Here is a 21632-nt window from a genome sequence, read left to right as displayed (position 1 = left end):
GGACGGTGCCCGGGTGGAAGGCGCGGGCGGGTCTGCGGGCGTCGCGTCCGCGGGGGTCGGCGGGCGGCGCGAGACCCCCGTCAGCGCAGCAGCGCCTCCCGCCACAGCTGGCGGTTGCGCTCGACGTACTCCGACGCCGGTCCCCAGTGGTCGGCGTGCCCCTCCGCGTGCAGGCGCGCCCACGGCTGCTCACCCGTCCGCGCGCCCTCCGTCAGCAGGTCGTACATGCCGCGCACGCGCCCCAGGACCGCGTCGGGCAGTTCACGGCGCTGGGCCCCGTCGCACCCGTACCCGTCGGCCAGGGCGCGCAGCCGCCGCGCGTCGCGCCGGGGGTCCCCGCCCTCGTGCAGCGGCACGAACCCGTGCGCGGCGTATCCGAGGTCGCCCATGCGCGTGCCCGGACCGGCGCTGTCCCAGTCGATGAAGGTCCAGGCGTCTCCGTCGCGCACCAGGTTCCACGGCGCCAGGTCGTTGTGGCAGACGAGTTCCTCGCGCTCGTGCGGGATGGGCGCCTCCCACACCGGTTCCTCCGGGGGCCGGTACGCGGCGGTCAGGTCGTGGAGGCGGCGGATCGTCCCGCCCAGCCGACGCAGTTCCCCCTCCGTCATCGGCGCCGTCCGGTCCGCCATCGTCCCCGGCACGTACCCGAGCACCTGGCGGCCCCGCTCGTCCCTGCCGACCGCGGAAGGGGACGCCTCGTAGCCGCACGCCTGCAGGTATGTGAGTAGGAGCAGCACCGAAGGGGAGGAGCGCCGCCACGGTTTGCGCACGGTCCGTCCCACGCGCACCACCTGGTCGGCGACGTTGCCGCCCTCCAGCACCTCTTCCTCGGGTGGGGTCATGGTCCCCCATGCTCCACCGCGCGGTCGGGGGAGTCCACCGGTTTTCACCGGTCCCCGGGGGCTTGCCGGCTCTCGTCGGCCCGGTGCTCCGCCGCGGTCAGGGCCGCGTCGTCCAACCGGGCCAGTCCGGCGAGCAGCCCCAGGCACAGCAGCCCCATGGAGGCGAACACCCAGGTCAGTCCCAGGAACTCCGCGATGAGGCCGCCCGTCGCGGCGCCCAGCGGCATGGTGCCCCATGCCAGCAGACGGTAGGCGCTGTTCACCCGGCCGAGCAGGGGGTCGGGGGTGATCCGCTGGCGCAGCGACACCGTGACCACGTTCCACACCGCGATCCCCACCCCGCCCGCGAAGAAGCCCGCCGCGACCAGGACGGGGTCGGCGGTCACCGCGGGCAGGCCCACGAGCACGGCGAAGGTCAGCGCGCAGGTCCGCAGCGCCCGGGTGCGTCCCAAGAGTCGCTCGATCCGCCCGGCGCACAGGGCGCCCACCACGCTGCCCGCGGCGACGGCGGTCATGAGCAGGCCGTAGGCGGGCTCGGACAGGCCCATGGGCGAGTCCGGACCCACCGCGAAGAGCACGAAGACGGTGAAGGCCGCGTTGCTGGCGAAGTTGCTGGCGCCCACCATCGCCGCGAACGAGCGCAGGATCCGGTCGCGCCACAGGAAGCGCAGCCCCTCGGCGATGTCGGCGCGCAGGGTGGCGGGCGCGGCCCGCGCGGTCCGGAACCGGCCGCGCACCAGCAGCAGCGCGCCCACCGCGACCAGCCACAGCGCCGCCGGGGCGGTGAAGGCCGCCGCCGCGCCCGCCGCCACCAGCAGGCCGCCCAGGGGAGGCCCGAGGAACTGGTTCGCGGTCAGTTCGGCGGCGTGCAGCCGCCCGTTGGCCCAGGGGAGCCGGTCGCGGCCGACCACCTGCGGCAGGATCGACTGGGCCGAGGTGTCGTAGAGGGTCTCGGTGACCCCGACGCACAGCGCCACCGCGTACAGCAGCCCGACCGAGCCCAGGTCCAGGGCCAGGGACAGCGCCAGGACGCCGAGCAGCAGCGCCCGGGCGAGGTTGGCGCCGAGCATCGTCCGGCGCCGGTCGAGCCGGTCGGCCAGGGCGCCCGCCGGGAGCGCGAAGAACAGCCACGGGAGGGTCAGCGCGAACGTCACCCCGGCGATGAGGACGGGGGAGTCGGTGAAGCGCAGCGCCACCAGCGGCAGCGCCGTCTTCAGGACGCCATCGGCGAGGTTGGACAGGGCGGAGGAGGTCCACAGGTTCCAGAAGGCGGCGCCCATCGGCGCGGGGCGCGGGCGCGGTACCGGAGGGGGAGGGGTGTGCGGGGGGTCGGCTTCCGTCATGCGGTCGAGAATGACAGATCGATTGATAAAACTCAATCGATTGCCGGAAGCCGACCGTTGTTACCCTCGGGACATGGGAGAACCGGAACAGAGCGGGACCGCCCGCCGCCCGCGCACGCGACGACCGGCCACGGTCCAGGAGGCCAAGGCCCTGGCCCACCCGCTGCGGGTCCGCATCCTGCGGCTCTGCCTGACCCGGGAGCTCACCAACAAGGAGCTGGCCGACCGTCTGGAGGTCACCCCGGGCACGGTCCTGTACCACGTCCGCCAGCTCGTGGACGCGGGCCTGCTGCTGCCCGCGCCCGTGCGTACCGGGGCCAGCGGCGCGCTGGAGAAGCCCTACCGCGCCACCGGGGAGACCTGGTGGCTGGACGGCCCCCTTCTGGACACCGACGCCGGTTCCGCCGTCGCGCCGGTGGAGGCCTTCCAGCAGGAGCTGAGCGAGGCCGGACCGGAGTCGGTGCGCACCTACTCGCGCTTCGTGCTGCACCTGTCGGACGAGGAGGTGGCGGAGCTGGACCGCCGCATCGTCGCCGTCCTGGACGAGTACGTGGCCACCGACGGCCAGCGCGCGGACCGGCCCGTCTACGCCGGGGCGTTCCTGCTGCACCGCCCCGCCGACTGATCGCCGCGCGGGCCGCGCGGCGTCGGGTTCCGGGCCCGCCCCGGTGCCCGTCGGGTCCTGTGGCGGCCTCCGAACCCCTCCGGGCCGGGCCGCCGGGTCAGCGCCGGTGGATCCGCCGTCCGCTCAGCCTGCCGGGCGTGATCCTCAGGACCTGGTCGCGCTCCCCCTCGGCCCAGGGCCGGGGCAGGCCGCCCTGCGGCAGGCGCGCCAGCTCGGCGGCGTCGCGGATCCACGCGCACGGCCCGCTGGCCAGCACGCTCCACCCCTCGCGGCGCTCCTCGTCGAGGCTGTCCACCTGGAAGGCGGCGTACCCGCGCGCGTGGCGCATGATGGCCCCGGCCAGCGTGGAGCGGAACACGATGCCGCCGTCGACCATCGTGTAGTTCACCGGCAGGACCGTGGGCGCCGCGTCCCCCTCGATGGTGAAGGCCACGCGCCCGATGTCGCGCGTGGCCAGCAGGTTGAAGCAGGTCTGGCGCTCCAGGACGGTGAAGCTGGCCCCGTCGTCGCCCTCGATGATGTCGGCGCCCTCCAGCAGCTCCTGCTCGTCGGCGAGGCGGTCGGTCCCCGCGTACTCGTCGGACGGTCCCCGCTGCTCCGGCGGCGCGACCGGTCCCGTGACCGACACCGGCGGCGGTTTCATCCGGTCGGCGCCCTCTGATCCAGCCATCGCTAGCTCCCCCGAGAAGAGTGCCCCCGTGTCCTCCCTCCGCCGTCGGCGCGGTTCGCGGGCCCGGGGACGCGGCCCGCGCGCCGTCGGCGAAGGTCCCCGCTCCCCGACTACCCCCCGGGGCGACCAGCGCAAACAGCCGGGAGGCCCCTCCCGGGCCGGAAGGGGCGGCCCGGGGCGTTCTCGGACGGGGCGGGATGTTTGATTCCCCTGGGTATCGGTCAACTTACTTAGGGTGAATGCCCGGCGCCTGTCAGGAGGCATGACGTGCCCGCTCGACACACCGCCGCCGAACCCCGGCGACCCCGGATCCTGGACGTCACCCTGCGCGACGGCGGCTACCTCAACGACTGGCGCTTCACCGACGCCACCGTGCGCGAGCACACCAAGGTCCTCGGCGAGGTGGGCGTGCCCTACGTGGAGGTCGGCTACATCAGCGACGACCCCGGGCGCGAACCCACGCTCCGGTGCGCGCCCGACCTGCTGCGCCAGGTCGGCGAGGACGCCGGACCGGCCCGCGTCGTCGCCATGCTCGCTGTGAACGGCAGGAGTCCGGACGAGGTCGCCGCCCTGCTGCGGCCCCGCGCCGAGGTGCTCGACGTGGTCCGCCTGACCTGCCTCCTGGAGAGGCTGGACCACGTGCTCGCCGCGGCGGAGGCCGTCCGCGCCTCCGGCGTCACCTGCTCGCTCAACCTCATCAGCGTCACCGCCTACGAACCCGGGGAACTGGCCGGGGCGGCCGAGCGCGTCGCCCGGGCGGGCGTCGCCGACTGGCTCTACCTGGCCGACTCGCGCGGCGCGCTGCTGCCCGAGCACGCCGCCGAGCTCTTCGCCGGGGTACGGGCCGCCTGGCCCGGCCTGGCGGGCTTCCACGGCCACGACAACCTCGGCCACGCCGTCGCCAACTCCCGGATCGCGCTGGAGGCGGGCTTCGACCTCGTGGACGGCTCCCTCCACGGGTACGGTCTGGGCGGCGGCAACACCGACCTGGCCGAGGCGCTGGCCCTGGTCGGGGAGGTGGACCGCCCGCGTCTGGCCTCCCTGGCCGAGCGGGTGGCGGCGGAGATGCCCCCGCCGCCGCCCTTCCAGCACCTGTATCCCCTCACCGGCTGGCGCAACCTGGAACAGGAGTGGGCCCCCGACGTCTGGGAGGCCCACGGCGAGGGGGCCGAGGAGTTCCTGCGCGGCCTGGCCTGGAAGCGCTACAAGGAGGTCGGGGAGGTCCTGGACGATGCGTCGGCTCCCCGGCCCTGAACACCCGGTCGGCGGCGGCGCCCAGGCCCGAGCCGCGACCGCGCACCCCACCACCCCCCGGAGGAACGGTTTGACCCGGCCCGTCCGCTGTCTCGTGCTCAACGACCGGCACCCCCTTCCCACCGACACCCTGGACCACCTGTCCGACGCGCTGGAGGCGCACTGGGTCCAGACCGCCGACGGCGGCCTGGACCCGGCCGAGGAGTTCCGGCGACACCCGGACACGCGGGTCCTGGTCACCACCTACACGGACCTGGGCGCGGAGAACCTGCGGCTGCTGCCCGAGCTGGAGCTGGTGGTGGCCACCACCACGGCCGTGGAGTACGTGGACCTGGAGTACTGCCGCGAGCGCGGCGTGGCCGTGTGCAACACCGCCGGGTACACCGGCGCGGCGGTGGCCGAGCACGCCGTCGCGCTGATGATGGCCGTGGCCAAGAGGGTCGTGCCCGTCCACGCCCGCGTCCGGTCGGGCGACCTGCTCTGCGCGGGGGAGCAGGGGATGGAGCTCGCGGGCGGCACCGCGGGGATCGTCGGCATGGGCGGCATCGGCGCACGGGTGGCCCGTATGGTGCGCGGCCTGGGTATGGCGGCCGTCCACGCCAACCGCAGTCCGCGCCGGGCCGAGGGCTCGGTCCAGGTGGAGCTGGACGAGCTCCTGGCGGTGTCCGACGCGGTCTTCCTCACCCTGCCGCTGGACACGGCCACCCACGGCCTGCTGGGCGCGGCCCAACTCGCCCTGATGAAGCCCTCGGCGGTCCTGGTGAGCATCTCGCCCAACGAGGTCGTCGACTCCGGGGCGCTGACGGAGGCGCTGCGCGCGGGGCGCCTGCGCGGCGCGGGGCTGGACCTGGTCGGCGAGCGCAACCCCTACCCGCCGCTGGACAACCTGGTGCTCAGCTCCCGGTTCGCCGCCAACACCCGCGAGTGCCAGGAACGTCGCCGACGGGTGTGGGCGGCCGCGGTGGAGGCCTTCGTCCGGGGCCGGGAGCTGCCGCACCGGATCGTGTGAGGATGGGAACGGGCCGGGCGGCATGCGCTCGCCCGGCCCGTATCTCGGGGGTGGGACGCCCTAGCGGCCGGTCACCCGCACCGGGGTGTCGTCCAGGGAGTCGTCGCGCGTCTCACGGCTGATCAGCAGCGCCACCAGGGTGATCACGCCGACCAGGACCAGGTAGCCGCCGACCCATTTCAGTCCCAGGGTGCCCGCCAGCCACGTCGCGATGTAGGGGGCGAACGAGGCGCCCAGCAGGCCCGCCAGGTTGTAGGCCACCGAGGCGCCGGTGTAGCGCACCTTGGTCGGGAACAGCTCCGGCAGCACGGAGGCCATCGGGCCGAAGGTCAGGCCCATCAGGCTCAGCCCCACGATGAGGAAGGCCAGCACGCCGACCGTGCCGCCGCCGCCCATCAGCGGGCCCATGGCGAAGCCGAAGACGATGATCGCGACGGTGACCCAGACCAGGACCGGCTTGCGGCCGAACCGGTCGGCGAGCAGGCCCGCGACGGGGGTGAACACCCCGAAGAACACCACGCCCACCAGCAGGAACACCAGGAACTGCGACCGGTCGTAGCCCAGGCCCGCCACCGGGTCGGTGCCGAAGCCCAGGGAGAACACGGTCATCAGGTAGAACAGCACGTACGTGGCGAGCATGATCAGCGTGCCCAGCACCACGGCGGGCCAGTTGGTGCGGAACACCTCCGCCATCGGCGACTTGACCCGCTCGCCCGAGGCGACGATCTTGGCGAAGGCCGGGGTCTCGTGCAGGGTCAGGCGGACCCACAGGCCGACCACGATCAGCAGGGTCGAGAGCAGGAACGGCACGCGCCAGCCCCAGGCCAGGAAGGTCTCGTCGCTCATGAACTGGCTCAGGGCCAGGAACACGCCGTTGGCGAGGAAGAACCCGATCGGCGCTCCCAGCTGCGGGAACGAGCCGTAGAAGCCGCGCTTGCCGGGAGGGGCGTTCTCGGTGGCCAGCAGGGCCGCGCCGCCCCACTCCCCGCCCAGTCCCAGGCCCTGGCCGAAGCGGCACACCGCCAGCAGCAGCGGGGCCAGGACGCCCACCTGCGCGTAGGTGGGCAGCACGCCGATGCCGACGGTGGCGATGCCCATGGTCAGCAGGGACGCCACCAGGGTGGCCTTGCGCCCGACGCGGTCGCCGAAGTGGCCGAACACCCAGGAGCCGATGGGGCGGGCGACGAAGGCGATGGCGAAGGTGGCCAGCGACTGCAGCCGCGCCGCCAGCATGTCGCCCTCGGGGAAGAACAGCGCGGGGAAGACCAGGACCGCGGCCGTCGCGTAGATGTAGAAGTCGTAGAACTCGATGGACGTCCCCACGAGGCTGGCCGTGAGGACCTTCCTCTTGGGATTGGCCGGTGGCTCGGCCTCTTCTGGTGCGCGTGGGGCGACGTCCGTCATGGGACTTCTTTCCAGGTCAGTGGGTGCGGATGGCTGGATGCTAGCTCCGCTCGCCACTGTATGAAACATTTGTCTCACTATATGGACATATGCGTTCTCTGTGTCCGTCTGGGGTTTTCCGCGGGTCCGGAAGCGCGGATCCCGCGCGGGCGGCCCTCAGACCTCGGGGAGGGGGCCCGGGCGCACCACCCGCGTGCAGTTGTCCCGGAAGCGCTTGACCAGCTCCCCGTTGGGGCGGTCGCTGCGCTCCACCCACTCCCGGGCGGCCTCCTCGGTCGCCCCGCCCGCGAGCTGGCGCCGGTGCAGCCTGCGCTCGCGCAGGTCGTCGTCGGCCTCCACGTACCACAGCTGGGCGAACAGCCCGCGCAGCCCGGCCCAGGGCTCCTCGCCGCCCGCCAGGTAGTTGCCCTCGGTCACGACCAGCCGGGTGTGCGGCTCGATCACGTGCCGCGCGGCGACGGGTTCGTGCAGCACGCGGTCGTAGTCGGGCACGTAGACGGGGTGGTCGGTCTCGGCGAGCAGGCGGCGCACCAGGGCCGCGTACCCGTGCGCGTCGAAGGTGTCCGGCGCGCCCTTGCGGTCGCGCCGCCCCAGCCGGTCGAGCTGGGCGTTGGACAGGTGGAAGCCGTCCATGGGCAGGTACCCGGCCGCGCCCGGGCCCAGCACGCCGTTGACCCCGGCCACCAGGTGGCGGGCGAGCGTGGACTTCCCGGCGGCGGGGGCGCCCACCAGGCCGAGTACGCGGCGGCGGGGGCCGCCGGTGGCGGCGGCCAGGGCGAGGGCGTCGGCGACGAGCGGTTCGGACATGGAACGAGCCTACGCACCCCGGGGCGCCCCGCGCCGGGGCGGTGTCCGCCGGGCCCGCCGGGACGGCGGCCCCGGCGGGCCCGGTGGTCCCGGTCAGGGGACGTGGCCCACGTGGGCCAGCGCCTGGCGCACCAGCACGTCCTGGCCGCCCGTCATCTCCTCGCGCAGGTGCGCGCCGACCGCTTCCTCCGGGGTGAACCACACCAGGTCCAGGGCGTCCTGGCGGGGCTGGCAGTCGCCCGAGACCGGGACGATGTAGGCCATCGCCACCGCGTGCTGGCGGGCGTCGTGGAACGGGGTGACCCCCGGCGTGGGGAAGTACTCGGCCACCGTGAACGGCTGCGGCGAGACGGGGACGCGCGGCAGGGCCACCGGGCCCAGGTCCTTCTCCAGGTGGCGCAGGAGGGCGTCGCGGATCCGCTCGTGGTAGAGCACGCGGCCCGAGACCACCGAGCGGTGGAAGCTGCCGTCGGGCGCGGCCCGCATGAGCAGGCCGACATGGGTCACCTGCCCCACCTCGTCCACCCGTACGGGAACCGCCTGGACGTAGAGGACGGGCATGCGGCCGCGGATGCTCTCCAGCTCCTCGGGGGAGAACCAGCCGGGCTGGGTGTCGGCGGTTTCGGTCATCGGGTGCGCGGCGGAACGCCGCGGCCGTCGGCCGGGGCCCGCCGCTCCCTCCCTTCTCGTGGGCTGTCCCTGGGATCGGTCCCGGGCCCGGCCCGTGGGCGCGGGCACGCGGGGGTGCCACCTGTACCGCTTCTACCGCACTCGGGCGCGGAAGGCCACGCGCGGGGGCGTGCCCGGAGTGTCCGAGAGGAGAAGTGAGGGGTCGAAGCCGCGGTCGCGCGCGGTGCGTCCCGCCCACCCGCCGGACGGGGTGACACGGGACTGTCCCTACGGCCACATCAGCGAGTTTTCGCGGGTTTTTCTCACGAAAAGCTCCCACGGTCTCTCTGGAGAGGTTACGATCTCGTACGCGGTTGCGTAGTGGAAAGGTTACGTCCGGTGAGAGGTGGCCCGAGTGGCGAGGAATGCCCGGTTCTCTGCCCAGGAGCGTTTCCCCTGTACGGGTGTGACGGTCGTGCCCGTCCACGGCGAGGTTGACCTCGCCACAGCCGACCGCGTGCGCGATCGGCTGCTCCAGGCCGCGCACGCCTCACGGTGCGACTGCCTGGTGGTGGACATGTCCGGGCTCGACTTCTTCGACGCGAGCGGCGTCAGCGCCCTGGTCGCGGTCTACAAGAGCCTCACCCGCGAGGGGCGGCACGTGGTCCTGGCCGAGCCCGCGCCCATCGCCGCGCGTGTGCTGGAGGCGCTGGGCATGGGGCGCGTGTTCGAGATCTACCCCCTCCTGGAGATGGCGCTCACGCACACCAGCGGTCTGCGGGTCGACGGCGACCCGATCCGCAACACGGTGCCCGAACTCCCGTGACCGGGTCCCGGTCCCCGCCCCGCACGGGGGGACCGGGACCGCGGCCCGCGCGAAGCCCCCGTCTCAGGGACGGGACGCCCCGCCCCCGGCGCCCCGTCCGCCGTCGTCCTCCTGCCCGTCGCGCACCAGGAAGGGCGCCAGCAGTTCGGGGACGGCCTCGTCCGCCCAGGCCAGGCCCTGCCCCAGCCCCACGTCCCTGGCCGCGTACATCCCCTGCCCCGCCGCCGTCGTGGCGGCCACGTCGGCCAGGCCCAGCCTGCGCTGGAACGGCGAGCGGTTGATCCGCCAGCCGATCACCGCCGACCGCTCCAGGGTCACCGTGTCGCGCACCGCCATCCCCTTGCGCACCACCAGGTAGCGCGGGTGCAGCCCGTGGCCCAGCCCCCGGTAGGAGCCCACGGCGTACCAGAACGCCGCCGCCGCGATCGCCACCGCCAGCACCGCCCAGGCCCAGCTCGGCGTGACCTCCACCGCGCTCGTGGCCAGCGGCACCGGGATGATCTCCCGCTCCACCTCGTGCACCACGTCCCACCAGGCCTCGGCGATCAGCGTGTGCAGCCAGGCCAGGGCGCCGGAGAGCACCGCGCCCAGCACGGCGACCACGGCGGCCCGCGTGAAGCGGCGGCGCAGCGCGGCCCGGGGGTGCACGGCCAGCGCCACGTCCAGGGGCGAGTCCGGCGTGCCCATCAGGTCGGCGGCCAGCCTCCGGGCCCGCTCCCGCGGCATGGCCGGGGACAGGCGGCTCCTGGCGCTGGTCTTCTGGTCGTCGGCCGCGGCCAGCCCGGTGGCCACCGCGCGCACGTCCGCCCCGCCCGACAGCCGCAGCACGTACGGCTCGTGCAGGGTCACCCCGTTGAGGCGGCGCCCCTCCACCGACAGCGACACGCTGGTCAGCAGGCCGCGGCGCAGCCGCACGGTCCCGTCGGCCTCTCGGGTGAGGCGGTAGTTCCACCAGGTCTCCACGGCGACGGCGGTCAGGACCACCACACCGGACACCAGCAGACCCAGCAGTGTCAGGGGCACCACGATCAGGATCTGCCCCATCACGAACGAGGACATCTCCTCCACGCTGGGCAGGTTGGCCCGCTCGGAGAGCCAGTCCCACCCCACGCCGCCGGTCTGGGCGTTCAGGCCCAGCAGACCGGCGATGGCGCCCAGGCCCACGCCCAGGGTCGCGGTGGTCGCGGGGGCGTAGGCGAACCAGCGGCGGTCGAGGCGGGCCAGTTCGGTCTCGCCTTCCTCGCCCGCGCCGTCCTCGGCGGCCTCACCTGCACCGGACACGGCGCCGGCGGGCGCGCCCCGGCGCAGCAGGTCGCGGCGCAGCCACTCGCCCTGCTCCGCGGTGACGTAGAGCAGCTGGAGCTGGTCGGCCCCGGCCCCGACCTGCTCACCGGTGCCGACCGTGACCGAGCACAGTCCGAAGATCCGTACGTAGATCGGCGCCGCCACGTCGACGCTGCGCACGCGCTCGCGCGGGATGGACCGGTAGGACTTGGCGACGATGCCCGAACGCATCTCCATGCGCTCGTCGGTGACCCGGTAACGGGTCGCGCGCAGGCGCAGCAGGTCGAGGTAGGTCATGAGCGCGGTGAACGCCAGTGCGGCGGGGACCGGGAGCAGGGCCCACAGGGACTGTCCGGCCACCACCAGCACGACGGCGACCACGATCGCGCTCGGTACGAGGAACAGCCCGACGACGACGGCGCTGGCCCACACGCTGAGCGGGTGCAGCCGCTGCCAGTCGGTGACGGGGGTCTCCTCGGCGGGAACGGGTTCCGCGGAGGCGGCGGGGTCCCCTGCGGGAGAGGCGAAGGTCTGTCCGGCGGGCGCCGAGGCTCCCGCCGGGGCGGGGCCCGGCACCGCGCTGGCCGGTCCGGCCAGGGGGCCTTCCGCCCGAGGGGCGGGTGGTTCGCTCTGCCCGGGCACCGGAGGGAACTCCTCGGGGCCGGGGCGGTGTCCGTCGCTCATGTCGCGTCCCCCGGGGTCGCCTGGGTGGTGTCGGTGAGCTGGTCGGCCACGCGCGTGGCCAGTTCGTGGTCCAGGCCGGTGATCTCGATCGGGCCCGCGGCGGAGGCGGTGGTCACGGTGACGCTGGAGAGCCCGAACGCCCGCTGGAGGGGGCCGCGGGCGGTGTCCACGGTCTGGATGCGCGACATCGGGGCCACGCGCCACTCCTGCCAGAGCCAGCCGCTGGAGGTGTAGACGGCCGTGTCGGTGACCTCCCAGCGGTGGACGCGGTAGCGCCACCGCGGCATGACCACGGTGATCAGGAGTCCGATCCCGCCGACCACCGCGGCGGCGGCCAGGAACCACGCGCGCGGCGGCTCCCAGATGATCGCGGGCACCACGGGGATCGCGGTGAGGACGACCGTCACGGTCAGGGACCGGGTGGTCCACCAGTGGACGGCGCGCCCGTCCACCCGGTGGCGGGGTGGGCGCAGGCGGGGGGTGTCGGCGCTCATCGCGTCCACGCCTCCTTCGGTTCGGGGCCCTGGCGGGCCGGTGTCTTTTAAAAGTGATATCACAATGCTATGCTCGCGTCATCACCCAGAAGAGAACGGAAACCTCAGATGACCGCTACCGGCCAGGTCCCCACCCCGGCGCCCCAGTACCGAGAACACCCCGCCGCCAGCATCAACGGCATGGTGATGGCGGTGGTCAGCATCCTGCTCTTCCTCCTCGGCGTCGCCGTCGCGCTGTCGCCCATCGTCGGACTGCCCGTGCCCCTGGTGGCGGTCGGCGTGGTCCTCGCCGTGGTCGGCTTCCTGTTCTTCATCGGACTGGAGATGGTCGCGCCCAACGAGGCCAAGGTCGTCCAGCTCTTCGGCCGCTACGTCGGCAGCGTCCGCACCGACGGCCTGCGCTGGGTCAACCCCTTCACCGTCCGCAAGGGCGTCTCCACCCGCATCCGCAACCACGAGACCTCCGTGATGAAGGTCAACGACGCCTCCGGCAGCCCCATCGAGATCGCCGCCGTCATCGTCTGGCAGGTGGAGGACACCGCCCGCGCCTCCTTCGAGGTGGACGACTTCGTGGAGTTCGTCTCCATCCAGACCGAGGCCGCCGTGCGCCACATCGCGGGCAACTACCCCTACGACTCCTACGACACCGACACCAGCCGCTCCCTGCGCGGCAGCGCCGACCTCATCACCGAGCAGCTGTCCCGGGAGGTCGGCGAGCGGGTCGAGGCGGCGGGAGTGCGGATCGTGGAGACGCGCTTCACCCACCTGGCCTACGCCTCCGAGGTCGCCCAGGCCATGCTCCAGCGCCAGCAGGCCAGCGCGCTGATCGCCGCCCGCCAGGAGATCGTCGAAGGCGCCGTGGGCATGGTCGACCGCGCGCTCGCCCGCCTCTCGGAGGAGGGCGTGGTGGAGCTGGACGAGGAGCGCAAGGCCGCCATGGTCAGCAACCTGCTCGTGGTGCTGTGCTCCGACCGCCCCGCCAGCCCCGTCGTCAACGCCGGAACCCTGTACCAGTGACCGCGTGAGGTGGCAGTGCCCGAGCGCAAGAAGGTGCTGCTGCGGCTCGACCCCGCCGTCCACGACGCGCTCGCGCGGTGGGCCGGGCAGGAGCTGCGCAGCACCAACGCCCAGATCGAGTTCCTGCTGCGCCGCGCGCTGGACGACGCGGGGCGGATGCCCAAGGAGGCGGGGGCCATCCCCCGCCGCGGCCGACCGCGCAGACCCGAGCCGGAGCAGCCGGAGCCCGAGCAGGAGGACGGCCCGGGGAAGTGACGGCGCCGCCGGAGCCGCCGGTCCGGCTGCCCGTGGGGCGCCCGGACCGGCGTACGCCCGGCGCGCCGGCCCCGGGGACGTCTGCTTCGGGCCGCGCCGCCATTCGCGGGCCCCGGGCGGGGGACGACGGCCCGGGGAGGGGAGCGCGCTAGCCCAGCGCCGCCGCGGCGGCCCGACCGGCCGTGCGGCCCGAGAACAGGCAGCCGCCCAGGAAGGTGCCCTCCAGCGCCCGGTAGCCGTGCACCCCGCCGCCGCCGAACCCGGCGACCTCGCCCGCGGCGTACACCCCCGGCAGCGGCGTGCCGTCCGCGCGCAGCACGCGGGCGTCCAGGTCGGTGTGCAGGCCGCCCAGGGACTTGCGGGTGAGCACGTGCAGGCGCACCGCGATCAGCGGGCCCGCCTTGGGGTCCAGGATCTGGTGCGGGGACGCCACCCGGGCCAGGCGGTCGCCCCGGTAGTTGCGCGCCCCGTGGATCGCCGTCACCTGGAGGTCCTTGGTGAAGGTGTTGACCATCTCCCGGTCGCGGGCCACCACCTCGCGGGTGACGGTGTCGGCGTCGAGCACGCCGTCGCCCGCGATCTCCCTCATCCTCCGGATCAGCTCGGGCAGCCGGCCGGCGACGGCGAAGTCCGCGCCGTTGCGCTTGAAGGCCTCCACCGGCCCCGGCGCGCCCGGCAGCACCCGCTTGAGGACGAGCCCGAGGTCCTTGCCGGTCAGGTCGGGGTTCTGCTCCGACCCCGACAGGGCGAACTCCTTCTCGATGATCCTCTGCGAGAGCACGAACCACGTGTACTCGTGGCCGCTGCGCATGATGTGCTCCAGGGTCCCCAGGGTGTCGAACCCGGGGAAGTAGGGCGCGGGCAGCCGTTTGCCGGTCGCGTCCAGCCACAGCGAGGAGGGCCCCGGCAGGATGCGGATGCCGTGCCGGGCCCAGACGGGGTCCCAGTTCTGGATGCCCTCGGTGTAGTGCCACATGCGGTCGGGGTTGACGATCCGCCCGCCCGCCCGTTCGGTGATGGCCAGCATGCGCCCGTCCACGTGCTCGGGCACCCCCGAGAGCATGTGCTCGGGCGGGGTGCCCAGGCGCTCGGGCCAGTTGCGGCGCACCAGGTCGTGGTTGGCGCCGATTCCGCCGGAGGTGACGATCACCGCCTGGGCGGAGAACTCGAAGTCGCCCACCGCCTCGCGTCCGCTGGCCTCGCCCCGCCTGACGCCGCTGGGGGCCAGGACCGCGCCGCGCACGCCGGTGACCGTCCCGCCCGTGACCACCAGTTCGTCCACCCGGTGGCGGAAGCGCAGTGAGACCAGGCCGCGCTCGGCCGCCGCGCGCACCCGCCGCTCGAACGGCGCGACCACGCCCGGGCCGGTGCCCCAGGTGATGTGGAACCGGGGCACGGAGTTGCCGTGGCCGTCGGCCAGGTAGCCGCCGCGCTCGGCCCAGCCCACGAGGGGGAAGAACCGTATCCCCTGCCGGTGCAGCCAGGAGCGCTTCTCCCCGGCGGCGAAGTCCACGTAGGCCTCGGCCCACCGGCGGGGCCAGGCGTCCTCGGGGCGGTCGAACCCCGCCGTGCCCGTCCAGTCCTGCATGGCCAGCTCGGCGGAGTCCCTGATGCCCATGCGCCGCTGCTCGGGGGAGTCCACGAGGAACAGCCCGCCGAAGGACCAGAACGCCTGGCCGCCCAGGGACTGCTCGGGCTCCTGGTCCAGCAGGAGCACGCTCCTGCCCGCGTCGGCCAGTTCGGCGGCCGCGGTCAGGCCCGCGAGCCCGGCGCCGACGACGATGACGTCGGCGCGGTCGTCTCCGCTGCTACCCATGCTGTTCCCCTCAGGTCGGCCGTGCCCGGGGCACGGTGTGCGCGATGGTGACGACTGTGCCGCCGCCGCTGCGGCGCGGCAAGGGCGAAGTGTGCCGTGCGCCACAGGATTTGTCAGGAGGTGACAAACCCTCCCGGCTCGGCCGCGGTCGTGCACGGACCGCACACCACGGGCTCCGGCGGTACCGCGTCAGCGCGGTGCCGCCGGAGCCCGCCGGGTTCAGGCCCCGAAGCGCACCAGCGACCGGCCGCCCCTGCCCCGGGCCATGCGCTCGAAGGCCTCGGGCACGCCTTCGAGCGGGATCTCGTCGGTGACCATCGCCGCCAGCTTCAGCTCCCCCGAACGCACCCGCTCGGCGATGAGCGGGACGTCGCGCTCCGGGTCGCTGGAGCCGTACACGCACCCGCGCAGCGTGCGCGCCTGGTGGAACAGCTCCAGCGCGTTGAAGGACACCTCGTCGTCCACCCTGCCCACGCCCACCACCGTGACCGTGCCGCCGCGCCGGGTCACGTCCCAGGCCGAGCGCACCGCCTTCGCCGACCCCACCACCTCGAAGGCGTGGTCGGCGCCGCGCCTGCCCGTCAGCGCGCGCACGGCCCTGACCAGGGTCTCGTCGGCGAGCAGGAACTCGGTGGCGCCCAGTGAACGGGCCAGCTCCTCCTTGGCGGGGGAGACGTCCACCGCGACCACCGGGTCGGCCCCGGCCAGACGCGCGGCCTGGAGCACCGACAGGCCCACCCCGCCCAGGCCCAGCACCACGGCCGACTGGCCCTCGCGCACGCCCGCGGAGTTGTGGACCGCGCCCCAGCCGGTGAGCACCGCGCAGCCCAGCACGGCGGCCACCGCCGGGTCGATCCCATCGGGCAGCGGCACGACGGCGGAGGCGGGCACCACGGTGGCCTCGGCGAACGCGCCGCAGCCCAGGCCGGGGTAGACGGGCGTGCCGTCGGCGAGCTCCGCGTAGGGCAGTACGGTGCGGTCCAGCGCGTGCTCGCACAGGTGAGGTTCGCCCTGGCGGCAGAACCAGCACTCGCGGCACGAGGGGGCCCAGTTCAGGATCACCTGCTGGCCGGGGACCACCTCCGTGACGCCCTCGCCGACGGCGTCGACGGTTCCGGCACCCTCGTGGCCCAGCACCGCGGGCCACTTCTGCGCCAGGGTGCCGTTGGACAGGGACAGGTCGGAGTGGCACACCCCGGCCGCTGCCAGGCGCACCCGCACCTGGCCGGGGCCGGGGTCGGGCAGGACCAGGTCGCGGATCCGGGGAGGGGCGCCGCGCTCGGAGAAGACGGCGGCCCTGACGGTCGTACTCATGGGAGGCTCCAATCACGGACTGCCGCGACAGTAGCAATACCGACCGGTCGGTCAAGGACCCGGGGCGTGCGGACCCGTGTTCCCGCCGATGGTCGCGGTCCTTCCCGCCTTGGGGGTCCTTTGCCGTTATCGACCGACATTTTGCCTGGTAACGGTAATGATGGGGGCAGAGGAGGGGGTCATGGTCAATCCGGTCTGGGTGGGAACCCTCATGTTCGGCAGGGTGCCCGTCGGCGTGCGCCTCTACAGCGCGCGCGAACGCAGGGGGCCCGTGCTGCACCAGTTCGAGCGGGGCACGGCTGACCGCATCCGCTACGTCCGCGTCAACGAGCGCACGGGTGAGGAGGTCGCCGGCGAGGACGTCGTGCGCGGGGCCCGCACGGGGGTCGAGGACGAGTACGTGGTCCTGGAACCGGAGGAGCTGGAGGAGATCCTCCCGCACGGCTCGCGCACCATGGAGCTGACCGGCTTCCTGTCCCAGGGCGCCGTCGACGCGCTGTGGTACGCCTCCACCTACTACGTCGCGCCCAGGGCCGCGGCCGACGCCAAGGCCTACCAGCTGCTGTACACGGCCCTGGAGCAGACCCGCCGCACGGGCGTGGCCACCATCGTCCTGCGCGACCGCGAGTACCCCGTCCTGATCGAACCGAACCGAGGTGTACTGTCGGCCTCCACCCTGTGGTGGCCCGACGAGGTCCGCGAACCCGACGACGTGATGCCGCCCGTGGCCCACGCCGCACTGGCCAAGAGCGAACTCGAACTGGCCCGCGAGCTGGTCAGGTCCCTGTCGATCGAGTGGGACCCCGAGGACTACTCCGACAGCTACGGCCAGCGCCTGACCGAACTGGTGCGCGCCAAGGCCCGGGGCAGGACGTTCACCCACCGGCCCGAGCAGGCCGTGCCCCCCGAGGACGCGGACGGTCTCGGCGAGGCCCTGCGCCAGAGCCTGCCCGCCCAGCGCACCCGGGGCGCGCGGTCGCGCGGCCCGCGCGCGTCCACCGGGGCGGAGGGGGCCGGGAGGGCCCGCGAGCCCCGGGGGACCGGAGCGCGCGGTGCCCGGGTCGAGCGGCGCGGCGAGGGCAGGGCCACCAAGCGCGAACTGCTCCAGCGGGCCTCGGAGCTGGACGTGCCGGGCCGGTCGAAGATGAGCCGGGAGCAGCTGGAGGAGGCCGTGGGGCTGAACGGCGCCGAAGCCCGCCGCTGAGGACCGCGCCGGACGGGTCCCTCGCCGCCGAGAGGGGCCCGGCTCCAGGACGGAGCGTCCCGGACGCCCCGGGGCCCCGGGGCTCCGGGGCGGAGCCTCACCACCAGTGCGCGTCCCACGCACGTCCCGGCCCAGCACGGCGGCGGCCCTTCGCGGAGGGGTTTACCGGGGTTGACGGATACCGCGCGCGGACGGACAGTGTTGGGAGCGCTCCCAAAAAAGGCGGCGACCCCGCCGGAGCGCCCTGTGCCCCGCCGTCGGCCGAACCCGTCGGCCGGGCGCCCCCACCCCCCGCCGTCGGGAAGGCCCCGCACGTGACCCACACCCGCACCAACCCCGTCGGCAGGACGGTCGGCGCGCTCGCCGCCGTCGTCCTGCCCATGCTGGCCGCACTCCTGTTCGCCGCGCCCCCGGCCTCGGCCGCCGCCCTGACCGAGGTCGAGGACTTCGGCCCCAACCCCAGCGGTCTGCGCATGTACCTGTACGTGCCGGACAGCGTCACCGACGATCCCCCGGTCCTGGTCGCCCAGCACTGGTGCACCGGGACCGGACCCGTCTTCCACGCCAACACCGAGTTCGCCTCGCTGGCCGACCGGTACGGGTTCATCGTCGTCTACCCCTCCGTCACGCGCAGCAGCCAGTGCTTCGACGTGTCCTCGCCCGAGGCGCTGACCCGGGGCGGCGGCAGCGACCCGGTCGGCATCCGCTCGATGGTCGCCCACGTCGTCGACGCCCACGACGCCGACGCCGAGCGCGTGTTCGTCACCGGCGTCTCCTCCGGCGCCATGATGACCAACGTCATGCTGGCCAACTATCCCGACGTGTTCGCGGCGGGAGCCGCCTTCAGCGGTGTGCCCTTCGGCTGCTTCGCCACCACCGACGGCTCCGGCTGGAACAACGCCTGCTCCACCGGCACCGTCGACCGCACCCCGCAGGAGTGGGGCGACCTGGTCCGCGACTCCTACCCCGGCTACACCGGACCGCGTCCGCGCATGCAGCTGTGGCACGGGACCGAGGACGACGTCCTGCGCTACGCCAACTTCACCGAGGAGATCGAACAGTGGACCGACGTCCACGGCCTCGGCCAGACCCCGGCAGCCACCGACCACCCCCAGCCCGGCTGGACCCGCACCCGCTACGGCGCCACCGGCGACCGGGCCCCGGTGGAGGCCGTCAGCATGCAGGGCGTCGGCCACAACCTCATGGCCAACGGCATGGCGGCCCACGCGATCACCTTCTTCGGCCTCGACCAGGACACCGGCCCCGGACCCGGCCCGGACCCCGAGCCCGGTGACGGGGACTGCACCGTCGCCGTCACCACCAACGCCTGGAACACCGGCCTGACCGCCTCGCTGACCATCACCAACACCGGCGCCGAGCCCGTCGACGGCTGGTCCCTGGACTTCACCCTGCCCGCGGGCCAGACCATCACCTCGGGCTGGAACGCCTCCTACGGCTCGCGCCAGGGCGCGGTCACCGCCGCCAACGCCTCCTACAACGCCGTCATCGCCCCCGGCGCCAGTGTGGGCATCGGCTACCAGGCAACGCACACCGGCGACTCCGGCGGACCGTCCGGCTTCGCCCTCAACGGCGCGGCCTGCTCCCCGGCCTGATCCGGCGCGGCGCGGTCCTCCGGGAAGGGCCGCGCCGCGTTGCACTCGCGCCACAGAGGGGTATGTCCCCTTTCGTCCGTGCGGACCCGAGGCGCAGTGAACCCACGCGTCACCGGGGCCGCCCAGTGTCCCGCACGGTGTACGGGAGGTCCCATGGCTCGACCGGTCGGTCCGGCAGCGGTTCCGCGGCACTACCTGATGTGCCGCCCCACCTACTTCGCGGTCGAGTACGCGATCAACCCCTGGATGGACCCGGCGGCGGGCGTCGACCGCGCACGCGCCATCCGGCAGTGGGAGGGGTTGCGCGACCTCTACCTCTCCCTGGGGCACCGCGTCAGCGAGATCGCCCCCGTCGACGGCCTGCCCGACATGGTCTTCGCCGCCAACGGGGCCCTGGTCGTGGACGGCAGGGTCTACGGGGCGCGCTTCGCCAGCGCCGAGCGCACCCCCGAGGGCCCGGCCTACCTCGACTGGTTCCGCCAGGCGGGCTACACCGAGACCCGCGAGCCCAAGCACGTCAACGAGGGCGAGGGCGACTTCCTCACCCTGGACGAGGTGGTCCTGGCCGCCACGGGGTTTCGGACCGAGGCCGCCGCGCACCAGGAGGCCGAGCGCTTCCTGGGCCGCCCCGTCGTCACCCTCCAGCTGACCGACCCGCGCTTCTACCACCTGGACACCGCGCTGTTCACCCTCTCCGGGGACCAGATCGCCTACTACCCCGGTGCCTTCTCGGCCGGAAGCCGGCGGGTGCTGCGCTCGCTCTTCCCGGACGCGCTCCTGGCCACCGAGGAGGACGCCGCCGTGCTCGGCCTCAACGCCGTGTGCGACGGCCGCAACGTCGTCATCGCCGCCGAGGCCACCGCCCTGGCCGACCGCCTGCGAGCCCTGGGCTACGCCGTCCACCCCGTGGAGCTGGACGAGCTGCGCCGGGCCGGGGGCGGCGCCAAGTGCTGCACCCTGGTGTTGCGCGACGCCCCCGTGTGAGGGAGGCCCGCAGCAGGGGCGCCCGGACCCGCCGATGCGTGGACCCGCCGCCGTTCGGCCCGTCGCGGGGCCGGGCCGGTGTGGGAAATACCACCGCGAAACGGGCTCATCAGGCTAACGCCACAGGTCACGCACGCGGGCCCGCCGCGGACCGCGCCCGGGCGCGCGTACGGGGGACCACCGCCCCTGGCCGGGCGGCCCCGCCGCAATAAAGTCTGAGTACTTGACTTCCTCCCTCTCCTCGAAGGAGAGGGGGATTCCGACCGAGTCTAAAAGCCTGGTGCCGCTCGCGCAGCGACCCTCACGGGTCCGGTTTCCTGCTTCGCAGCCGACAGCGGAAGGGAGGCCCCTTGCCGACTCACACCAGCTCCACAGGCATCACCCGAGACTGCTTCTCGGGCTGCGACTCGACCAGCCGCAAGAACGTTCTTGGCCGCGTTGAGGTCCCGATCATGTCGGGTGCGACAGGAAGGGCACGTCCACGACCGGGTGCCCAGCGAAAGCCGATCCAGCAGGTACCCGCACTTCGAGCAGGTCTTCGAGGAGGGATACCACCGGTCGACCACCACGAGGGTTCGACCGTAGCGTTCGGCCTTGTACTCCAGTTGGCGGCGGAACTCACCCAGAGCGGCATCGAGCACCGACCGGTTCAGGCCACGCTTTTGCGCGACGTTCCTTCCCGGCTGGACGACGGTGCCGCGTGCGGAGGAGGTCATGCCCCGCACGTTCAGGTCCTCGATCGCGATCAGGTCGTGTTCGCGCACCAGGCGGGTGGTGGTCTTGTGCAGGAAATCCTGTCTGGCGTGGCGGACCTTGCGGTACGCGGCCGCGACCCTGCGCTTGGCCTTGCGGCGGTTGTTCGAGCCTTTCACCTTGCGTGCCATGCGTCGTTGGTAACGCTTGAGGTTGCGGGCTTTGCGCTCCAGGTGGCGGGGGTTGGCGATCTTCTCGCCCGTGGACAGGGTCGCGAAGTCCTTCACTCCCAGGTCCACACCCACCTCAGAACCGGTGTCCGGTACGGGGTCGGGGTCGTCGGTGTCCACGGAGAAGGTCGCATACCAGCGCCCGTCCGCCTCACGCGAGATGACCACCGTGGTCGGGTCCAGGGCGGCCAGGTCTGTCTCGGGCCAGGACCAGGCCACCTTCAGCGGCCTCTGGTGTTTGGCCAGGAACAGCGCACCGTCGCGGAGGCGAAACGCGCTGCGGGTGTAGTGCGCCGACTGCCGACCGGACCGGTTCTTGAACCGGGGGTAGCGGGCGCGTTGGGCGAAGAAGTTCGCGAACGCGCTGTGTTGGTGGCGCAGGGTCTGCTGCAAGGGAACCGAGGACACCTCGGACAAGAACGCCAGCTCAGGGGTCTTCTTCCACCCGGTCAGCGCCTGGTCGGTCTGCTTGTAGGAGGTCTTCTCTCCGTGCTGGTGGTAGGCGGTGTGGCGGTCGGCGAGGGTCTTGTTCCAGACCAGGCGCACGCATCCGAACGTGCGACCCAGTTGGGCCGCTTGTGCGGGGTCCGGGTAGGCCCGGCACTTGTACGCCGTCCGCATACGGCAAAAATTACACCAAGGGAGATCATGGGTA

Annotated in this window: 20 protein-coding genes; 9 read left to right on the top strand and 11 right to left on the bottom strand. The window is 73.5% G+C overall.

From position 1 onward, the window contains the following. Positions 1 to 80: 80 nt before the first annotated feature. Together NDAS_RS11190 and NDAS_RS11185 are read right to left on the bottom strand one after the other, a co-directional pair. Positions 81 to 842, bottom strand: a complete 762-nt coding sequence (locus tag NDAS_RS11190; protein WP_013153291.1) for a phosphotransferase — start codon at positions 840 to 842, stop codon at positions 81 to 83. A gap of 44 nt (positions 843 to 886) precedes the next feature. Beyond that, positions 887 to 2122 carry an MFS transporter gene (locus NDAS_RS11185; RefSeq protein WP_013153290.1) on the bottom strand — a complete coding sequence of 412 codons (1236 nt, stop codon included), beginning with the start codon at positions 2120 to 2122 and terminating at the stop codon, positions 887 to 889. Between the two features lie 136 nt (positions 2123 to 2258). Between NDAS_RS11185 and NDAS_RS11180 the strand changes: the two genes are divergently transcribed. Beyond that, entirely contained in the window at positions 2259 to 2810 is a 552-nt protein-coding gene (locus tag NDAS_RS11180; protein WP_013153289.1) for an ArsR/SmtB family transcription factor, read from the top strand. Between the two features lie 97 nt (positions 2811 to 2907). On the opposite strand, the gene NDAS_RS11175 is transcribed toward NDAS_RS11180, so the two are convergent. Beyond that, positions 2908 to 3480 carry a pyridoxamine 5'-phosphate oxidase family protein gene (locus tag NDAS_RS11175; RefSeq protein ID WP_013153288.1) on the bottom strand — a complete coding sequence of 191 codons (573 nt, stop codon included), beginning with the start codon at positions 3478 to 3480 and terminating at the stop codon, positions 2908 to 2910. A 267-nt stretch (positions 3481 to 3747) separates the two neighbouring features. On the opposite strand from NDAS_RS11175, the gene NDAS_RS11170 reads away from it, so the two are divergent. Further along, positions 3748 to 4734 carry a beta/alpha barrel domain-containing protein gene (locus NDAS_RS11170; RefSeq protein WP_013153287.1) on the top strand — a complete coding sequence of 329 codons (987 nt, stop codon included), beginning with the start codon at positions 3748 to 3750 and terminating at the stop codon, positions 4732 to 4734. 70 nt (positions 4735 to 4804) lie between these two features. Further along, entirely contained in the window at positions 4805 to 5743 is a 939-nt protein-coding gene (locus NDAS_RS11165; protein ID WP_210746439.1) for a 2-hydroxyacid dehydrogenase, read from the top strand. A gap of 60 nt (positions 5744 to 5803) precedes the next feature. Here NDAS_RS11165 and NDAS_RS11160 read toward each other — a convergent pair whose 3' ends face one another. The 3 genes from NDAS_RS11160 to NDAS_RS11150 all read right to left on the bottom strand — a co-directional run bounded on the left by NDAS_RS11160 (position 5804) and on the right by NDAS_RS11150 (position 8584). After that, complete coding sequence (locus NDAS_RS11160) at positions 5804 to 7147, bottom strand: MFS transporter (RefSeq protein ID WP_013153285.1); 1344 nt, start codon at positions 7145 to 7147, stop codon at positions 5804 to 5806. A 156-nt stretch (positions 7148 to 7303) separates the two neighbouring features. After that, the gene (locus NDAS_RS11155; protein ID WP_013153284.1) at positions 7304 to 7954 is read right to left on the bottom strand and encodes a nucleoside/nucleotide kinase family protein; all 651 of its coding nucleotides are present in this window, start codon (positions 7952 to 7954) and stop codon (positions 7304 to 7306) included. 93 nt (positions 7955 to 8047) lie between these two features. Further along, entirely contained in the window at positions 8048 to 8584 is a 537-nt protein-coding gene (locus NDAS_RS11150; protein ID WP_013153283.1) for an NUDIX hydrolase family protein, read from the bottom strand. A 445-nt stretch (positions 8585 to 9029) separates the two neighbouring features. Between NDAS_RS11150 and NDAS_RS11145 the strand changes: the two genes are divergently transcribed. After that, positions 9030 to 9389 (top strand): STAS domain-containing protein, encoded by a 360-nt coding sequence (locus NDAS_RS11145; protein WP_019607103.1) that lies wholly within the window; start codon positions 9030 to 9032, stop codon positions 9387 to 9389. 63 nt (positions 9390 to 9452) lie between these two features. Here the strand turns inward: NDAS_RS11145 and NDAS_RS11140 are convergent, their stop codons facing one another. Together NDAS_RS11140 and NDAS_RS11135 are read right to left on the bottom strand one after the other, a co-directional pair. Further along, complete coding sequence (locus NDAS_RS11140) at positions 9453 to 11357, bottom strand: PH domain-containing protein (protein WP_013153281.1); 1905 nt, start codon at positions 11355 to 11357, stop codon at positions 9453 to 9455. After that, positions 11354 to 11851 (bottom strand): PH domain-containing protein, encoded by a 498-nt coding sequence (locus NDAS_RS11135; protein WP_013153280.1) that lies wholly within the window; start codon positions 11849 to 11851, stop codon positions 11354 to 11356. Before NDAS_RS11135 ends, NDAS_RS11140 begins: the two co-directional genes overlap by 4 nt. Positions 11852 to 11959: 108 nt before the next feature. Between NDAS_RS11135 and NDAS_RS11130 the strand changes: the two genes are divergently transcribed. After that, positions 11960 to 12868 (top strand): SPFH domain-containing protein, encoded by a 909-nt coding sequence (locus NDAS_RS11130; protein ID WP_013153279.1) that lies wholly within the window; start codon positions 11960 to 11962, stop codon positions 12866 to 12868. A 15-nt stretch (positions 12869 to 12883) separates the two neighbouring features. After that, positions 12884 to 13123, top strand: coding sequence for a hypothetical protein (locus NDAS_RS11125; protein WP_013153278.1), 240 nt, complete (start codon positions 12884 to 12886; stop codon positions 13121 to 13123). Positions 13124 to 13271: 148 nt separating this feature from the next. Here NDAS_RS11125 and NDAS_RS11120 read toward each other — a convergent pair whose 3' ends face one another. Together NDAS_RS11120 and NDAS_RS11115 are read right to left on the bottom strand one after the other, a co-directional pair. Then, positions 13272 to 14939 carry an FAD-binding dehydrogenase gene (locus NDAS_RS11120; protein WP_013153277.1) on the bottom strand — a complete coding sequence of 556 codons (1668 nt, stop codon included), beginning with the start codon at positions 14937 to 14939 and terminating at the stop codon, positions 13272 to 13274. 219 nt (positions 14940 to 15158) lie between these two features. Further along, positions 15159 to 16253, bottom strand: a complete 1095-nt coding sequence (locus NDAS_RS11115) for an alcohol dehydrogenase catalytic domain-containing protein (protein ID WP_013153276.1) — start codon at positions 16251 to 16253, stop codon at positions 15159 to 15161. A gap of 181 nt (positions 16254 to 16434) precedes the next feature. On the opposite strand from NDAS_RS11115, the gene ku reads away from it, so the two are divergent. The 3 genes from ku (at position 16435) to ddaH (ending at position 20054) form a co-directional block, all read left to right on the top strand. Beyond that, positions 16435 to 17457, top strand: coding sequence for a non-homologous end joining protein Ku (gene ku / locus NDAS_RS11110; RefSeq protein WP_013153275.1), 1023 nt, complete (start codon positions 16435 to 16437; stop codon positions 17455 to 17457). A 314-nt stretch (positions 17458 to 17771) separates the two neighbouring features. Next, positions 17772 to 19070 carry an extracellular catalytic domain type 1 short-chain-length polyhydroxyalkanoate depolymerase gene (locus tag NDAS_RS11105; RefSeq protein ID WP_013153274.1) on the top strand — a complete coding sequence of 433 codons (1299 nt, stop codon included), beginning with the start codon at positions 17772 to 17774 and terminating at the stop codon, positions 19068 to 19070. A 153-nt stretch (positions 19071 to 19223) separates the two neighbouring features. Further along, positions 19224 to 20054 (top strand): dimethylargininase, encoded by an 831-nt coding sequence (gene ddaH / locus NDAS_RS11100; RefSeq protein ID WP_013153273.1) that lies wholly within the window; start codon positions 19224 to 19226, stop codon positions 20052 to 20054. A 269-nt stretch (positions 20055 to 20323) separates the two neighbouring features. Here the strand turns inward: ddaH and NDAS_RS11095 are convergent, their stop codons facing one another. Next, on the bottom strand, positions 20324 to 21598 hold the full coding sequence (locus tag NDAS_RS11095) for an RNA-guided endonuclease InsQ/TnpB family protein (protein WP_013153272.1): 1275 nt from the start codon (positions 21596 to 21598) through the stop codon (positions 20324 to 20326). Between the last annotated feature and the right edge of the window lie 34 nt (positions 21599 to 21632).

The organism is Nocardiopsis dassonvillei subsp. dassonvillei DSM 43111 (assembly GCF_000092985.1).
GTDB lineage: Bacteria > Actinomycetota > Actinomycetes > Streptosporangiales > Streptosporangiaceae > Nocardiopsis > Nocardiopsis dassonvillei.
Note: the sequence above shows the minus strand (reverse complement) of the source record. Positions and strands in the feature narration are given on the sequence as shown.

What these genes read in the sequence shown, in the direction of transcription:
- NDAS_RS11160 (WP_013153285.1), bottom strand. Translation starts at nt 7,147, where the DNA reads ATGACGGACGTCGCCCCACGCGCACCAGAAGAGGCCGAGCCACCGGCC.
- NDAS_RS11135 (WP_013153280.1), bottom strand. Translation starts at nt 11,851, where the DNA reads ATGAGCGCCGACACCCCCCGCCTGCGCCCACCCCGCCACCGGGTGGAC.
- ku (WP_013153275.1), top strand. Translation starts at nt 16,435, where the DNA reads ATGGTCAATCCGGTCTGGGTGGGAACCCTCATGTTCGGCAGGGTGCCC.
- NDAS_RS11095 (WP_013153272.1), bottom strand. Translation starts at nt 21,598, where the DNA reads ATGCGGACGGCGTACAAGTGCCGGGCCTACCCGGACCCCGCACAAGCG.
- NDAS_RS11175 (WP_013153288.1), bottom strand. Translation starts at nt 3,480, where the DNA reads ATGGCTGGATCAGAGGGCGCCGACCGGATGAAACCGCCGCCGGTGTCG.
- NDAS_RS11130 (WP_013153279.1), top strand. Translation starts at nt 11,960, where the DNA reads ATGACCGCTACCGGCCAGGTCCCCACCCCGGCGCCCCAGTACCGAGAA.
- NDAS_RS11140 (WP_013153281.1), bottom strand. Translation starts at nt 11,357, where the DNA reads ATGAGCGACGGACACCGCCCCGGCCCCGAGGAGTTCCCTCCGGTGCCC.
- NDAS_RS11190 (WP_013153291.1), bottom strand. Translation starts at nt 842, where the DNA reads ATGACCCCACCCGAGGAAGAGGTGCTGGAGGGCGGCAACGTCGCCGAC.
- NDAS_RS11155 (WP_013153284.1), bottom strand. Translation starts at nt 7,954, where the DNA reads ATGTCCGAACCGCTCGTCGCCGACGCCCTCGCCCTGGCCGCCGCCACC.
- NDAS_RS11115 (WP_013153276.1), bottom strand. Translation starts at nt 16,253, where the DNA reads ATGAGTACGACCGTCAGGGCCGCCGTCTTCTCCGAGCGCGGCGCCCCT.
- ddaH (WP_013153273.1), top strand. Translation starts at nt 19,224, where the DNA reads ATGGCTCGACCGGTCGGTCCGGCAGCGGTTCCGCGGCACTACCTGATG.
- NDAS_RS11150 (WP_013153283.1), bottom strand. Translation starts at nt 8,584, where the DNA reads ATGACCGAAACCGCCGACACCCAGCCCGGCTGGTTCTCCCCCGAGGAG.
- NDAS_RS11180 (WP_013153289.1), top strand. Translation starts at nt 2,259, where the DNA reads ATGGGAGAACCGGAACAGAGCGGGACCGCCCGCCGCCCGCGCACGCGA.
- NDAS_RS11120 (WP_013153277.1), bottom strand. Translation starts at nt 14,939, where the DNA reads ATGGGTAGCAGCGGAGACGACCGCGCCGACGTCATCGTCGTCGGCGCC.
- NDAS_RS11185 (WP_013153290.1), bottom strand. Translation starts at nt 2,122, where the DNA reads ATGGGCGCCGCCTTCTGGAACCTGTGGACCTCCTCCGCCCTGTCCAAC.